This is a genomic window from Aeromonas sp. FDAARGOS 1418, assembly GCF_019048585.1.
Classification (GTDB): Bacteria; Pseudomonadota; Gammaproteobacteria; order Enterobacterales; family Aeromonadaceae; genus Aeromonas; species Aeromonas caviae.
This window is the reverse complement of sequence record NZ_CP077387.1, coordinates 120,833-135,744: the sequence shown is the minus strand read 5'-3', so window position 1 is coordinate 135,744 and position 14,912 is coordinate 120,833. Positions and strand designations below refer to the sequence as shown.

Annotated in this window: 16 protein-coding genes; 11 read left to right on the top strand and 5 right to left on the bottom strand. The window is 62.7% G+C overall.

The window, feature by feature from the left end:
• The first annotated feature begins 43 nt into the window (after window positions 1-43).
• The 9 genes from I6L48_RS00675 to I6L48_RS00635 all read left to right on the top strand — a co-directional run bounded on the left by I6L48_RS00675 (window position 44) and on the right by I6L48_RS00635 (window position 9,728).
• Window positions 44-796 carry a potassium channel family protein gene (locus I6L48_RS00675; RefSeq protein WP_029314808.1) on the top strand — a complete coding sequence of 251 codons (753 nt, stop codon included), beginning with the start codon at window positions 44-46 and terminating at the stop codon, window positions 794-796.
• A 152-nt stretch (window positions 797-948) separates the two neighbouring features.
• On the top strand, window positions 949-1,554 hold the full coding sequence (locus tag I6L48_RS00670) for a TIGR04211 family SH3 domain-containing protein (RefSeq protein WP_010675664.1): 606 nt from the start codon (window positions 949-951) through the stop codon (window positions 1,552-1,554).
• 165 nt (window positions 1,555-1,719) lie between these two features.
• Window positions 1,720-2,499: an NAD(+) diphosphatase gene (nudC, locus tag I6L48_RS00665; RefSeq protein WP_113068978.1), complete on the top strand. Its 780-nt coding sequence runs from the start codon at window positions 1,720-1,722 to the stop codon at window positions 2,497-2,499.
• 139 nt (window positions 2,500-2,638) lie between these two features.
• Window positions 2,639-3,706, top strand: coding sequence for a uroporphyrinogen decarboxylase (gene hemE / locus I6L48_RS00660; RefSeq protein WP_113068977.1), 1,068 nt, complete (start codon window positions 2,639-2,641; stop codon window positions 3,704-3,706).
• Between the two features lie 151 nt (window positions 3,707-3,857).
• Complete coding sequence (locus I6L48_RS00655; protein ID WP_113068976.1) at window positions 3,858-4,787, top strand: ROK family protein; 930 nt, start codon at window positions 3,858-3,860, stop codon at window positions 4,785-4,787.
• A 50-nt stretch (window positions 4,788-4,837) separates the two neighbouring features.
• Entirely contained in the window at window positions 4,838-5,848 is a 1,011-nt protein-coding gene (epd, locus tag I6L48_RS00650) for an erythrose-4-phosphate dehydrogenase (RefSeq protein ID WP_041211676.1), read from the top strand.
• Window positions 5,849-5,914: 66 nt separating this feature from the next.
• The gene (locus I6L48_RS00645) at window positions 5,915-7,078 is read left to right on the top strand and encodes a phosphoglycerate kinase (RefSeq protein WP_039040546.1); all 1,164 of its coding nucleotides are present in this window, start codon (window positions 5,915-5,917) and stop codon (window positions 7,076-7,078) included.
• A gap of 115 nt (window positions 7,079-7,193) precedes the next feature.
• Window positions 7,194-8,273, top strand: a complete 1,080-nt coding sequence (fbaA, locus tag I6L48_RS00640) for a class II fructose-bisphosphate aldolase (RefSeq protein ID WP_010675658.1) — start codon at window positions 7,194-7,196, stop codon at window positions 8,271-8,273.
• Between the two features lie 153 nt (window positions 8,274-8,426).
• The gene (locus I6L48_RS00635) at window positions 8,427-9,728 is read left to right on the top strand and encodes an FAD-binding oxidoreductase (RefSeq protein WP_113068975.1); all 1,302 of its coding nucleotides are present in this window, start codon (window positions 8,427-8,429) and stop codon (window positions 9,726-9,728) included.
• A gap of 18 nt (window positions 9,729-9,746) precedes the next feature.
• Here the strand turns inward: I6L48_RS00635 and I6L48_RS00630 are convergent, their stop codons facing one another.
• The 4 genes from I6L48_RS00630 to cutA all read right to left on the bottom strand — a co-directional run bounded on the left by I6L48_RS00630 (window position 9,747) and on the right by cutA (window position 12,867).
• The gene (locus I6L48_RS00630; protein ID WP_039040544.1) at window positions 9,747-10,172 is read right to left on the bottom strand and encodes a hypothetical protein; all 426 of its coding nucleotides are present in this window, start codon (window positions 10,170-10,172) and stop codon (window positions 9,747-9,749) included.
• An 86-nt stretch (window positions 10,173-10,258) separates the two neighbouring features.
• Complete coding sequence (locus I6L48_RS00625) at window positions 10,259-10,711, bottom strand: GNAT family N-acetyltransferase (RefSeq protein WP_050498250.1); 453 nt, start codon at window positions 10,709-10,711, stop codon at window positions 10,259-10,261.
• Between the two features lie 63 nt (window positions 10,712-10,774).
• Complete coding sequence (locus I6L48_RS00620; protein ID WP_113068974.1) at window positions 10,775-12,553, bottom strand: protein-disulfide reductase DsbD; 1,779 nt, start codon at window positions 12,551-12,553, stop codon at window positions 10,775-10,777.
• Complete coding sequence (gene cutA, locus I6L48_RS00615) at window positions 12,550-12,867, bottom strand: divalent-cation tolerance protein CutA (protein WP_113068973.1); 318 nt, start codon at window positions 12,865-12,867, stop codon at window positions 12,550-12,552. The genes I6L48_RS00620 and cutA overlap by 4 nt, the downstream gene beginning before the upstream one ends.
• Before the next feature lie 183 nt (window positions 12,868-13,050).
• Between cutA and I6L48_RS00610 the strand changes: the two genes are divergently transcribed.
• Window positions 13,051-13,392, top strand: a complete 342-nt coding sequence (locus I6L48_RS00610) for a hypothetical protein (protein WP_162726114.1) — start codon at window positions 13,051-13,053, stop codon at window positions 13,390-13,392.
• Between the two features lie 70 nt (window positions 13,393-13,462).
• Here I6L48_RS00610 and I6L48_RS00605 read toward each other — a convergent pair whose 3' ends face one another.
• A complete protein-coding gene (locus tag I6L48_RS00605) occupies window positions 13,463-13,900 on the bottom strand; it encodes a PACE efflux transporter (protein WP_039040541.1) in 438 nt (145 codons plus the stop codon).
• Between the two features lie 124 nt (window positions 13,901-14,024).
• Between I6L48_RS00605 and I6L48_RS00600 the strand changes: the two genes are divergently transcribed.
• On the top strand, window positions 14,025-14,906 hold the full coding sequence (locus I6L48_RS00600) for a LysR family transcriptional regulator (protein WP_113068971.1): 882 nt from the start codon (window positions 14,025-14,027) through the stop codon (window positions 14,904-14,906).
• Window positions 14,907-14,912 lie beyond the last annotated feature (6 nt).

Below are 14,912 nucleotides of genomic sequence, written 5' to 3'. Positions count from 1 at the left end.
TTCCTTTTTATTAATTTGCACCGTGCTTAAAGTTGGAAAATGTATGCGACATCACTTAACTCATTTGCGTACCATGGATCTGCTGATGGGGTTTCTCTCCGTGATTTCGGTTTGCCTGGTGGCTGCTCGCTGGCTGGGGCACGGTGAACTGAGCCCCCAGACTTTGCAGCTCTTTTATGATGTCGACAGCCTGATCTGCTACTTCTTCCTCGCTCACTTCGCCTATGGCTGGGCGCGCGCCTCCGACAGGATGGCCTTCTTCAAGAGCAACTGGTTCTATCTGCCCGGCAGCCTGCCCATGGTGGAACAACTGCGCTGGGCGCGGCTCATCCAGCTGTGGCGGGTCTACCAGTTGCTCCGGGACAGACCGGATCTGCTGGCCATGTTCCGTCGTGAACGCAACGAAACCACCCTCTCCGGCATTCTCTTCCTCTTCTTCCTGTTGCTGGGGGTCGGCTCCGGCGTCATGTACTGGCTGGAAACGGGGCAACCCGGCAGCCAGATCCAGACTCCTTACGATGCCTTCTGGTGGACGCTGGTGACCCTCTCTACCGTGGGGTACGGGGATCTGGTGCCCAAGACGGAGGAGGGGCGCTTCGTCGCCAGCCTGCTGATCCTCTTTGGCGTGGGGTTGTTTGGCGCCCTCAGCGGCTTCATGGCCAGCCTGTTCGTCCATCCCGGCAAGACCAACGACGACACCGCTGTGTGGCGACGCCAACAGAGCGAGCAGCAGGCGCAACTGCTCAAAGAGCTCAAGGCCCTGCGCGCCGAGGTGCAGGCGCTGAAACAGAAGTAGGTGCGACGTCTGGAATGGTCGCGTGGCAAACCGGCGGCGCGGCGAGACAGCTCTCACTCGGGGGGATGGCGCTTTTCTTTGCTTGTCCTTTGACCCGCAGGCGGCTTAACATTCGGCCTGCAACCTAATCCAACGAAGAGAATCGATCGACCATGCGCGCCCTTCTCGGGATCCTGATCTGCTTGTGTGCCCAACAGGCACTGGCCGATACCCGCTATGTTTCAGACAACATCTTTACCTATATCCACAACGGTCCGGGTACCCAGTACCGGATCCTCGGCAGCGTCAAGGCCGGTGAGCCGCTGGAGGTCAAGGCGGTGAACCAGGAGGCCGGATTCACCCAGGTGGTGGACGGTCGTGGCCGCGAAGGCTGGATCAAGAACAGCGAGCTGCAGGGGGAGATCAGCCTGCGTGAACGCCTTCCCCAGGTTCAGAAAGAGCTGGACGAAGCCAAGGCCCGTCTGCTGAACCTCAATGGCGACAACGAGAAACGCTTCGCCGAGAAGGATGGCAAGATCGCCGAGCAGAGCAAGGAGATCGCCAGCCTCAAAGCCCGTCTGGACAGCCAGAGCGCCGAGATGAGCAGCCTCAAGGAACAGAACGACGCCCTGACCCAGAGCTATGACAACCGTGAGCACGACATGCAGATGGACTGGTTCATCCGCGGTGGTGCCATGGTGGGGGGCGGCATCCTGCTCGGGATCCTTCTGCCCATGCTCCCGCGCCGTCGCAAGAGCAGCGAGCGCTGGATGAACTGATCGCCCGGGCGGTCAACAGGATGAAAGGTCGCCAGAGGCGGCCTTTTTTCATGGTGTGTCTGGCGAGAAGAGGGCCATGTCGGGGGTCGCCATCGGCCCTTCCCGCTCGTAAGATGAGGCGAACGATCCTGTGCCGCGCGCATTCTCAACAAGAGCCTTCATCATATGTCATCAACTGAACAGGCCTTCTGGTTCGTGCTGGGGGGCGATCACCTCGTCCTGCTGGATGAACAGGGGCGCATTCCACAAGGGCCCCGCGCCGTTTTGCCCACCCATCTGCACACCGCCTCCTTCGAGCGCTTCGACGAGTGGGACGGCCTGCCTTGCCATCTGCTGGATCTGGGGGCGGAGGCGGAGACCGAGGCCATGGCCCCGCTGCGCCAGCTTATGGTGGCGGGGGACGAAGAGGGCTTTCGCCTCGCAGGGCGGGCCTGGCAGCTCGCCACTTTTCGCCGTACCCATCGTTTCTGCGGTGAGTGCGGCGCCCCCATGACCCCGAGGGAAGGGGAGTGGGCCCAGGGGTGTCATCACGGCCATGTCGTCTATCCGCGCATCTCCCCCTGCATCATCGTCGCGGTGCGCAAGGGACCGGCCATCTTGCTGGCAGCCCACCGCCGTCACTATCAGGCGGATGATCCCATGTATACCGTGCTAGCCGGCTTCGTGGAGGCAGGGGAGAATCTGGAGCAGTGCGTGGCGCGGGAGGTGTTCGAGGAGAGCGGCATCCGGGTGACCAATGTGCGTTATGTGGCGAGCCAGCCCTGGCCCTTCCCCCACAGCCTGATGATGGGCTTCACCGCCGACTACGAGAACGGCGAGATCCGGGTGCAGGATGACGAACTGGTGGCGGCAGGCTTCTTTGAGGCTGACCGGCTGCCGCGCTTGCCCCCTCATGGCACCATAGCGCGCCGGCTCATCGAACAGTGTCTCGCCGAGGCGCGTTGAGGGAAAACGGGGGCGCTTGTATGCGCCCCCTCACATCTTTGCACTCCTGCGGCGATGTGCGGCGTCAGGGTCGCCCTCAGCCTTGCACAAAGTGGTATCATGTCCGCCATTTTATGCGTGACATGACTCAGGAACTGGGATGAAAGAGCTGAAAAACGATCGATACCTGCGTGCCCTGCTGCGCCAGGAAGTGGACATGACCCCGGTATGGATGATGCGTCAGGCTGGCCGTTATCTGCCGGAATACAAGGCGACCCGCGCCGTTGCGGGGGATTTCATGTCCCTGTGTCGCAACGCCGAGCTGGCCTGTGAAGTCACCTTGCAGCCCCTGCGCCGCTATCCACTCGATGCCGCCATTCTCTTCTCCGACATCCTGACCGTGCCCGATGCCATGGGGCTGGGCCTCTACTTCGAACAGGGGGAAGGCCCGCGCTTCGAGCGCCCGATCACCTCCATGGCCGACGTGCAGGCCCTGCCCATCCCGGATCCGGAAGACGAGCTCGGCTACGTGATGAATGCGGTGCGCACCATCCGCCGCGAGCTCAAGGGCGACGTGCCGCTCATCGGCTTCTCCGGCAGCCCCTGGACCCTGGCCACCTACATGGTGGAGGGGGGCAGCTCCAAGGCCTTCACCAAGATCAAGAAGATGATGTATGCAGAGCCGCAGACCCTGCATCTGCTGCTCGACAAGCTGGCGGACAGCGTGATTAGCTATCTCAACGCCCAGATCAGGGCGGGTGCCCAGGCGGTCATGGTATTCGACACCTGGGGCGGCGTGCTCACCCCGCGGGATTACCGCGACTTCTCCCTGCAGTACATGCACAAGATCGTCGATGGCCTGATCCGTGAACATGAGGGCCGCCGTGTGCCGGTCACCCTGTTCACCAAGAACGGCGGCCAGTGGCTGGAGCAGATCGCCGCCACCGGCTGTGATGCCCTGGGGCTGGACTGGACCACCGACATCGCGGACGCCAAACGCCGGGTCGGCGACAAGGTGGCGCTGCAAGGCAACATGGACCCCTCCATGCTCTACGCCACCCCGGAGCGGATCCGCGAAGAGGTCGCCACCATTCTGGCCGGTTTCGGTCATGGCAACGGTCATATCTTCAACCTGGGGCACGGCATCCATCAGGATGTGGACCCGGAACATGCCGGCGTGTTCGTCAACGCGGTGCATGAGCTCTCCGCCCGATACCACGGTCGCTGAGGGCGGCATACAGCGTGATGAACGGGGCCTGCGGGCCCCGTTTTGCTGTCCGTGACACAGGGGGCTGCATCCTGGTCGCGGCTCGGGTTACACTGCACCCCCATGTTGGCAGTCGTGGCCGGGATGGGGTCGTTGAGGGGCAGGAGGCTGGATGGAGAAGCGGGTGTGGGATTGGGGGATCGACCTTGGCGGGACCAAGTGCGAGTGCGTGGTGCTCGATGGCGACGAGGTGCTGCTGCGCCACCGCATTCCCACTGAACGGCACGGCGGCTACCAGCACATGCTGGGCCAGATCGCCAAACTGGTGGACGAGTGTGCCGCCAAACTCGGTCAGCGTCCTGTACTCATCGGCATGGGGACGCCGGGGGCCCGGGACCCCCAGACCGGGCTGCTGAAAAACAGCAATACCACCGAGTTCAACGGCAAGCCGCTCAAGGAAGATCTGGAGCGCAGGCTGGGCGTCCCCGTGCTCATCGCCAACGACGCCAACTGTTTCGCCCTGGCGGAAACCCATCTGGGGGCGGTGCGCCAGCATCACCCCTCTGCACGCGTGGTGTTCGGCATCATCATGGGCACCGGAGTCGGGGCCGGCATCGTCATCAACGGCCAGATCCTCAACGGTCACCACGGCATCGCCGGGGAGTGGGGGCACAACGTCCTGTTGCCGGAGGGGCCAGAGTGCTACTGCGGCAAGCGCGGCTGCGTCGAAACCCTCATCAGCGGCCCGGCGCTGGAGGCCTGGTACGAGGCCAGGACCAAACGCCGTCTCTCGCTCGCCCAGATTGCTGCGGCCAGTGCCCATGATCATGTCGCCAGGCTCACCATGGACCGGTTGCACCTGTTGTTCGGCCAGGCCCTCGCCAACGTGATCAATATTCTCGATCCGGACGTCATCGTCATCGGTGGTGGCGTGGGCAATGTGCAGAGCCTCTATCGCGCCGGGCGCGAAACGGTATTGCCCTTTCTGTTCAACCCCCGTTTCGCCACCCCCATGATAGCGCCGGCCCTGGGGGACAGCGCCGGGGTATTCGGTGCCGCACTGCTGGCCCGCGGCGTCTTTCGCGAGGCACTGCTCTCGTGAGTCGACCCTTCCTCCCATCCCTTTGTCGCAGCTAAGGACACAACGTTTCCATGATCAAGATTGCCATCAACGGCTATGGCCGCATCGGCCGCAACGTGCTGCGGGCCCTCTACGAGAGCGGCCGCGACAAGACCATCAAGATAGTGGCCATCAACGAGCTGGCGGCCCCCGAGGCCATGGTGCACCTGACCCGCTTCGACACCAGTCACGGCCGGTTCCGCTATCCGGTGCAACTGGCGGGCAACAGCATGCAGGTGGGGGAGGATCTCATCGCCCTGTTTGCCGAGCGGGATCCGTCGAACTTGCCGTGGCGGGCGCTGGGGGTGGACGTGGTGCTGGACTGCACTGGGGTGTTCGGCTCCCGGGCCGATGCCGAGCTGCATCTGGGGGCGGGAGCGGGCAAGGTGCTCTTCTCCCATCCGGCGGACGCGGACGTGGACGCCACCATTGTCTACGGGGTCAACCACCAGGTGCTGACGGGGCGCGAGCGGATCGTCTCCAACGCCTCCTGCACTACCAACTGCGTGGTCCCCGTTATCGAAACATTGCATCGAGAATTCGAGATAAATTGTGGTACTATTACGACAATTCATTCGGCCATGCACGATCAGCAAGTCATCGATGCCTATCACGGCGACTTGCGCAGAACCCGGGCAGCCAGCCAGTCCATCATCCCGGTGGACACCAAGCTGGCAAAGGGGTTGGAACGTATCCTTCCCCACTTCGCCGGCAAGTTCGAGGCGATCGCGGTGCGGGTACCCACCATCAATGTAACCGCCATGGATCTGAGCATTACTGTTCGTAAAAAAGTGACAGTTAGTGACGTAAATCAAGCCCTGCAACGGGCATCCAGAGGTACATTACACGGTATTCTGGACTACACGGAAGAGCCACTGGTCTCCGTAGACTTTAATCATGATGCACACTCCTGCATCATTGATGGTACCCAGACCCGGGTCAGCGATGCCAACCTCGTCAAGATGTTGATGTGGTGCGATAACGAATGGGGCTTCGCCAACCGCATGCTGGATACCACCCGGGCCATGATGGCCGCAGGCTGAAAGTCTGCACCGGGCGCAAGGTTACTGTTTTTTTAACATTACCTGAAAATATATAGAGGACTGAATATGTCTGTTATCAAGATGACCGACCTGGATCTGGCGGGCAAACGCGTTCTGATCCGTGCTGACCTGAACGTGCCGGTAAAAGACGGCAAGGTCACTTCCGATGCACGTATCGTTGCGACTCTGCCGACCATCAAGCTGGCTCTGGAAAAGGGCGCCAAGCTGATGATCACCTCCCACCTGGGTCGTCCGACCGAGGGTGAATACAACGAAGAATTCTCCCTGGCTCCGGTTGTCAACTATCTGAAAGACGCACTGTCCTGCCCGGTTCGTCTGGCCAAAGACTACCTGGATGGCGTAGACGTCGCCGCCGGTGAGCTGGTTGTGCTGGAAAACTGCCGCTTCAACAAAGGCGAGAAGAAGAACACCGAAGAGCTGGCCAAAAAATACGCCGCCCTGTGTGACGTCTTTGTAATGGATGCGTTCGGTACTGCTCACCGCGCCGAAGGTTCCACCTACGGTGTGGCCCAGTTCGCACCGGTTGCCTGTGCAGGCCCCCTGCTGGCCGGTGAACTGGAAGCCCTGGGCAAAGCCATGCTGAAGCCCGAGCGCCCCATGGTTGCCATCGTTGGCGGCTCCAAGGTCTCCACCAAGCTGACCGTACTGGAATCCCTCTCCAAGATCGCTGACCAGCTGGTGGTCGGTGGTGGCATCGCCAACACCTTCATCGCTGCTGCCGGTCACAACGTCGGCAAGTCCCTGTGCGAGCACGACCTGATCGACACCGCCAAGAAACTGGCTGCCGAGACCAACATTCCGGTGACCACCGACGTGGTTGTGGGTAGCGAATTCTCCGAATCCACCCCGGCCACCATCAAGTCCGTGTCCGACGTGACTGACGGCGACATGATCTTCGACATCGGTCCGGATTCCGCCAAGGCCCTGGCCGACATCATCATGAACGCCAAGACCATCCTGTGGAACGGCCCGGTCGGCGTGTTCGAGTTCGACCAGTTCGCTGAAGGCACCAAGGTGATCGCCGAAGCCATCGCCGCTTCCCCGGCCTTCTCCATCGCTGGCGGTGGTGACACCCTGGCGGCCATCGACAAGTTCGGCATCGCCGACAAGGTCTCCTACATCTCCACCGGCGGCGGCGCCTTCCTGGAGTTCGTAGAAGGCAAGGTACTGCCGGCTGTCGCGATTCTCGAAGAGCGCGCCAAAGCCTAATTGACCCGGGACGGGGGGCAAAAGCCTCCCGTTTCGTTTATCATGTGGCCGCTGTGCCGGTTCATGATGAACCCCCCACTTTTTATTAACGGCATACGAGACAGGACGATTAAACATGTCTAAGAAAATTTTCGACTTCGTAAAACCCGGCGTGATCACTGGTGATGACGTTCAGAAAGTGTTCGCCATCGCCAAGGAAAACGGCTTCGCTCTGCCGGCCGTCAACTGCGTCGGTACCGACTCCGTGAACGCCGTGCTGGAAGCTGCTGCCAAGGTCAAAGCCCCGGTTATCGTGCAGTTCTCCAACGGTGGTGCCGTGTTCACCGCCGGCAAGGGTCTGAAGCTGGAAGGCCAGCAAGCTGCCATCCTGGGTGCCATCTCCGGTGCCAAGCACGTGCACGCCGTTGCCGAAGCCTACGGTGTACCGGTGATCCTGCACACCGACCACGCCGCCAAGAAGCTGCTGCCGTGGATCGACGGTCTGCTGGATGCCGGTGAGAAGCACTTTGCCGAAACCGGCAAGCCGCTGTTCTCCTCCCACATGCTGGATCTGTCCGAAGAGTCTCTGGAAGAGAACATCGACATCTGCTGCGAGTACCTGACTCGCATGGCCAAGATGAACATGACTCTGGAACTGGAACTGGGCTGCACCGGCGGTGAAGAAGACGGCGTGGACAACAGCCATCTGGACCAATCCTCCCTGTACACCCAGCCGGAAGACGTGGCCTACGCCTACGAGCGTCTGTCCAAGATCAGCCCGCGCTTCACCATCGCTGCCTCCTTCGGCAACGTGCACGGTGTGTACAAGCCGGGTAACGTCAAGCTGACTCCGAAGATCCTGGACAACTCCCAGAAGTACGTCTCCGAGAAGTTCGGTCTGCCTGCCAAGTCCCTGGACTTCGTGTTCCACGGTGGCTCCGGCTCTACCCTGGAAGAGATCCGCGAATCCATCTCCTACGGCGTGGTGAAGATGAACATCGACACCGACACCCAGTGGGCGACCTGGGAAGGCGTGCTGAACTTCTACAAGTCCAACGAAGCCTACCTGCAAGGCCAGCTGGGCAACCCGGAAGGTGCCGACAAGCCGAACAAGAAGTTCTACGATCCGCGCGTATGGCTGCGTGCCGGTCAGACTTCCATGATCGCACGTCTGGAGAAGGCCTTCTCCGACCTGAACGCCATCGACGTACTGTAATTCGCAGCACCTTGATTGCATGAAAAGGCGCCCTTCGGGGCGCCTTTTGCATTTCTGTGATCCTGACGGGCTGGATTGGGGATGGGGGGCTGGGTATTATCGATGACACCCGTTTAATTTAGTAAACGAATGCAACCAGGCAGGATGCTGAGCATGCAGACAGGAAGACAGGGACATCAGGAACACACGGCCTCCTATTACGCGGCCACTCGCAACGACCATCGGCAGTGGCCCGAGCTCAGTGGTGAGCTGGATGCGGACGTCTGCGTCATCGGTGGTGGTTTCACCGGCCTCAACACCGCCATCAACCTGGCCGATGCCGGTTACAAGGTGGTGCTGCTGGAGGCCAACCGCATCGGCTGGGGAGCGTCGGGGCGCAACGGAGGCCAGCTGATCCGCGGCATCGGCCACGATACCAGCCAGTTCGCCCGCTGGATTGGCGAGGCGGGCGTGCGGGAGCTGGATCTCATGGGGATCGAAGCGGTGCAACTGGTGCGCGAGCGGGTCGAGCGTTTCAATATCGAGTGCGATCTCACCTGGGGCTATTGCGATCTCGCCACCAAGGCGCGCCACCTGAAGGGGTTCGAGGAGGATGCCGAGCACCTGGCGAGCCTGGGTTACCGGCACGCACTGAAAATGGTGGCGCGGGAGGAGATGCACACCGTGGTCGGATCGGATCGCTATATCGGCGGGATGATCGACATGGGCTCCGGTCACCTGCATCCTCTCAACCTGGCCCTCGGCGAAGCGCGTGCGGCAGCCAGTCTCGGGGCCTCCCTGTTCGAACACTCAAGGGTGACCCACATCGAATACGGCGAGCGGGTCGAGGTGACCACGGCCCACGGCCGGGTCAGCGCGGACTACCTGGTGATCGGCTGCAACGCTTACTTGGGCGACCTCCAGCCCGATCTCGGGGGCAAGGTGCTGCCGGCGGGCTCCTACATTCTCGCCACCCAGGTGCTGGAGAAGCGCCTGCGCCAGCGCTTGCTGCCACAGAACATGGCGGTGTGCGATCAGAATGTGGCGCTCGACTACTATCGGCTGTCGGCGGACGGTCGCCTGCTGTTTGGCGGGGCCTGCAACTACTCGGGCCGTGACCCCCGCGACATCAAGGCCTTCATGCTGCCCAAGCTGCTGCGGGTCTTCCCCGAGCTCGCGGGTACCGCCATCGAGTTCCAGTGGGGGGGCATGATAGGCATAGGCGCCAACAGGCTGCCCCAGATAGGCCGCCTCGAGCAGCATCCCAACGTCTTCTATGCCCAGGCCTATTCGGGCCATGGCCTCAATGCCACCCACATGGCGGGCAAGCTGGTGGCGGAGGCGATCAAGGGGGAGAGCCGGGGCTTCGATCTCTTCAGCCGCGTCCCTCACATGACTTTCCCGGGTGGCCCGGCGTTGCGCTCTCCGCTGCTGGCGCTCGGGATGCTCTGGTATCGGCTGAAGGATCTGCTCTAGGGGGAGGGGGGCTCGGGATTATCCCTGCTGCGTCGCGTCTGGCTCGGCCAGGCGCCAGCCCTGCTCCGTCTTCATCATCCAGACCTGGGTCTCCTGCGCCAGGGCCTGGCCTGCCTCGAAGTCGCCATATTTGCGCTCGAGCTCCATCAGTCCCATCTCCTGCTGGAAGGGGCCGACCCTGTCATAGACCAGATCCTCGTCGTGCAGCACCTGCAACTGATCCAGTCCCTGCTTGAAGTGGAGCTGGTAGCTCACCTTGACCAGATAGACCCCCTCCATCCGCTCCTCCTTGCCGAGCACGGCGAAGTCGCGGATGTCGAACAGGTCAGCATCTGTGCCCGCCTGCAACCTGGCGGTGACCTGGCTCTGGATGGTCTCTTCACCGGGACCTGCGTTGCAGCCATAAAGCCAGAGGGCCAGCAGGGGGATGAACCACTTTTTCATCAAAACTCCGGATGATGCGAGACAGGAGGGGCAAAGTTTGCCACGGTACGGGCCAGATACAAGGGATAGCCAGAAAAATCAGCAGTCTATGGCAGGTCCGAGGGAAGGGGACGGCGAACGATGCAGGTCATGACCAGGGTATCGCCGCTGAACCCGGCGATCTGTTTGCGATCTACTTGCTGGAAGCCGTGCTTGGTCCAAAAATGCAGGGCTGGCAGGTTGGTTTCTATGACCCCGAGCCGCATGTTGGTGCAACCCCAGTTTGCCGCCATCTCCATGAGCCGTAGGACGACTTGGCTGCCGATGCCACGGCCTTGCCTGCACTCCTTCAACAGCAGCAGACCGAGATAGGCGGTATCCGGTGTGGGATAGCCACGGATGAGATCGACGCAGCCAAGCAATTCTTCCCCCTCCAGCACGGCCAGCACAAACTTGTCCTCTTGCCCCATCCCCGGTGGACAGACCTTGAGTATCTCTTCGGCATCCGCAGGGGCAGGCCCCTTGCTTTCGGTCAGCCAGCTGTAGGCTGGGGCTGCCATGACAACTTCCTCCAGCCAGCCCCTGTGCTCTGGGTGAAACGCTGACAGTCGCCGAAGCTCCATCTAGCGCAGCTTGTCCAGCTGGCCGAGAAATTCGGCAGGCCCCATGAAGCCGGTCACCCGCTGGCCGTTCACCTCGTTGCCATCGCGATCGAAGAAGATGAGGGTCGGCAATCCCAGCACGTTGAGGCCGTTGAGCAGATCCACGTCGGCGTCGTCGTTGGCGGTGACGTCCGCCTGCAGCAGCACCATCTCGCTGAAGCGCGCCTGCACATCGGGGTTGCTGAAGGTCTTGTGCTCGAACTCCTTGCAGGCCACGCACCAGTCGGCGTAGAGGTCTAGCAACACCGGCTTGCCGCGGGCGGCGACAAGCTGCACCTTGAGATCGTCCAGGGTCTTGATGCGAATGAAGCGGGGGGCCTGGGTCTGGGCGGCGGCATTGGCCCCCTCGGGTGGCAGCAGCAGATCCTTGCCCACCACCACCAGACCCATCATCGCCAGCAGCAGGACGAAGCCGCCGAGGCTCTTGCCCACCGAATGGGCGCGATGCTGGTTGTGGTGATAGAGATAACCGCACAGCACCAGCCCCCAGCCGAGCCAGAGCAGGGTGGCGACGAGGTCGCTCAGGAGCCTTGAGAGCAGCAGGATGGGTACCGCCAGCAGCGCAAAACCGAAGAGTTGCTTGATCACATCCATCCAGGCGCCGGCCCTGGGCAGCAGCTTGCCGCCAGAGGTGCCGAGCAAGAGCAGCGGCAGCCCCATGCCCAGGGAGAGGGCATAGAGGGCCGCACCGCCGAGCCAGAGATCGCCACTCTGGGCCACGTAGATAAGGGCCCCGGAGAGCGGCGCCGTGGTGCAGGGGGAGCAGACCAGTCCCGAGATCATGCCCATGATGGCGACGCCGGCCACGGATCCGCCCTGCTGGCGGTTGGAGAAGCCCGAGAGACGGGTTTGCAGGCTGCTCGGCAGTTGCAGGGTGTAGAGCCCGAACATGGAGAGGGCGAGCAGCACGAACATCACCGAGAGGCCGATGAGCACATAGGGGTGCTGCAGGGCCGCCTGGAATTGCAGGCCCGCCGAGGCGACGACGAGCCCGAGCAGGGTATAGGTGACCGCCATCCCCTGCACATAGACAAAGGAGAGCAGGAAGGCGCGACGGGTGGAGAGGCGATGCCCGGCCCCGGCGATGATCCCGGTCAGGATGGGATACATGGGGAAGACGCAGGGGGTGAAGGCGAGGCCGAGACCCAGGGCGAAGAAGGCGGCGACGCTGATCCAGAACCCCTGGCTGCCGAGGGCGGCCGCCAGCCTGTCCTGCTGGCTGCCCGGCACGTCTGTGCCCTGAAGGCTGGCCGCCGCTTCCGCCCGGGCGGGGGCGGCGAGGGGCTCGACGGCGATCCGCTTGTCGGTCGGTGGGTAGCAGAGTCCCTCGGTACAGCCCTGGTAACTCAGAGTGAGGCTGGCCGCGTCCCCGACCCGGGTCAGCGCCACGGGGATCTGCACCTCCTGGTAATAGACCCGGCTATTGCCGAAGAAGTCATCCTCGTGCTCGGTGCCGGGGGGCAGGACGGGCTCGTCAAAGGCGAGGTTCTCTCCCTTCACACGGATGCTGTGGCGATAGAGGTAGTAGCCGTCGGCGATGCGTATCCGGAGCAGCAGCCGATCACCCTGTTGTTCGCTCTCAAGGGCGAAGGCCTGATCCACCTTGAGGAATCTGGGCTGGGTCTCGATGCCGAGGCTGCCGAGCAGATCCTGGCTGCTGGCCCGGGCAGGGGCCGTCGTCAGGACGCAGAGCAGGCCCAGCAGCATCAGCAGGAAGGAGAGGGGGCGAGAGGCGGTCATGAGGTCTCCTGTGTCAACCAGTCGAGATAGGCAGGGTGGCCCTGGCTTGCCGGGAGCGCCAGGATCTCCGGTACCTCGTAGGGATGGTGGGCGAGAATGCACTGGCGCAGGGGTTCGAACAGAGCGGCCCGACTCTTGATGACGAGCTGGATCTCCCGGGTTCGTTCCGTCTTGCCCTGCCAGCGATAGACGGAGGTGACCCCGGGCAGCTGGTTGATGCAGGCGGCGAGGCGCTGGTCGAGCAGCTGCTCGCAGAGGTGGTCTGCACTGGTCTCGTCGGGGCAGGTGCAGAGCACCAGAATGGCGTCGGTCATGGGGATGGACGGTCTCGGCAACGGGGCGCACGGGCCCCCTGGATCAGCCGTTACTATACCGGGCCGGGGGGCAAATAGCACCCGGCCCCCCGCACCCGGAATAAGTCATGCGCCCGAGATGGACGCTGTGAAAAGGACAGGGCAGAATGAGCGGGCTTGTTCCAATTCTACGTAAGGAAATGTATGACCCAACAGAATGAGCAGCAGAGAAACCGCATGTTGAGCCTGTTGCGTGAAGGGGAGCGCCGCATGCTGGTGCAACTGGCCGGTCTGCTGCGTACCAGTGTCGACGAGATCAATGCGGAGCTGGAAAAAGAGGAGCTGTTGTCGGCGTTGGAGCAACCCATCACGGTGGAGTACCTCAACGGCGTGGTGCAGCATCATCTGTTCGAGCGCCTGCACAAGGGGGACATGGTGGCGGCCCAGCGCATGCTGAACCAGTACCAGAGCGACCTCGAAGCCATGATGCGCCAGGAAGCCAGGCAGGACGACACCCCGCCGGAAGAGGTCAAGGCCCAGGCCTGACCCCGCGAGGCCCTCTTCAGCACCATCATGCCATCGCATGATGGTGCCTCGCCCTTACCCCTCGAATCGCTTATCCCAGCGCCTTCTGCACCTGTCCCATGGGAATGGGGAACACCTTGTCGTAGCTCCAGTTGTAGACGAAGGCATAGACCAGGTAGAAGAGCACGAAGCCCATATCCAGCACCAGCGCCTCCAGCAGGCCGATGTCGAGCCACCAGGACATCACCGGCAGGGCCACGATCAGCAGGCCCCCCTCGAACCCCAGGGTGTGCAGCACCCGCTGCCACAGCGCCTTGTGGGTGTGGCCCTGATAGCGCAGCAGCAGTTTGTCCACCCCGATGTTGTAGACATAGTTCCAGACGGTGGCGACCACCGAGAAGAACAGGGCCAGGGGGCCCATGTGGTTGAGCCCGACGCCGGTCACCCAGCTGGCCAGCGGGGCGGCGATCAGCAGGCCAATCAATTCGAATCCGATGGCGTGGCGCAGGCGGTCACGGGTCGTACGCATGGTCTGTCTCTCTCTTTGGTCAGGGAATGGCGGCAATGTATCGCCAAAAGCGGATAGATTCACGTTGGTATCTATCGCTAAAATAGATAGATGTGACGACACAACAGCACGGCGGAGCAGGCTCATGACCCCTTCACTGGAACACTTCAAGGCATTGCTGGCGACGGCCGAGACCGGGTCGTTCTCGGCGGCGGCGCGCAGGCTGGGAAAGGCCCAGTCGGTGGTGAGTGCCGCCATCGCCAACCTGGAGATCGATCTCGGCCTTGCGCTGTTCGATCGCAGCGGCCGCTATCCCGTGCTGACCGAGGCGGGGGCCCGCATCTGTCAGGAGGTGGGGGTGCTGCTGGCCCAGAGCGAGCGACTGCAGGCCATCGCCGGCGAGCTGGCCAACGGCGTCGAGTCGCGCCTCACCCTGGCCATCGACGATGACTCCCACCTGCCCTGGCTTGGTTCCCTGCTGGAGGAGTTCGCCAGCCGCTACCCGGCGGTGGAGCTGGAGCTGTTGTTCCCGCTGATGGAGGACGTGACCGAGCTGCTCAAGAGCGGCCGCGCCCAGCTCGGCATCAGCTATCAGAAGGCGCACCCCGAGCGGGAGCTGGTCTCCCGCTCCCTGGGGACGGTCACCATGCCCCTGGTGGTCTCTCCGGATCACCCCCTGGCCCACAAGACGCCGTTGAAGGAGAGTGACCTGCAAGGGGCTCGCCAGTTGATGGTGACCGGACGGCGGGAGGGGACGGAGCGCCATCGCTTCCGCCTCTCGGCGCAAGTGTGGTGGGTGGAGGGGGATCTCGGGATCCTGGAGCTGGTGAAACTGGGGCTGGGATGGGCGGCGGTGCCCGAGTTTCTGCTGCACCGGCCCCTGGCGCGGGGGGAGCTGGTGGTGCTCAAGCCAGACTTCATCGCCGAGGCGGAACTGGCGCTGGAGTTGCAGTGGTATCGCGCCCGCCCGCTCGGGCAGGCGGGGCGCTGGTTGCAGGAGGCACTGCTGGCGCGGGTGCCTCGTTAGGGGGGA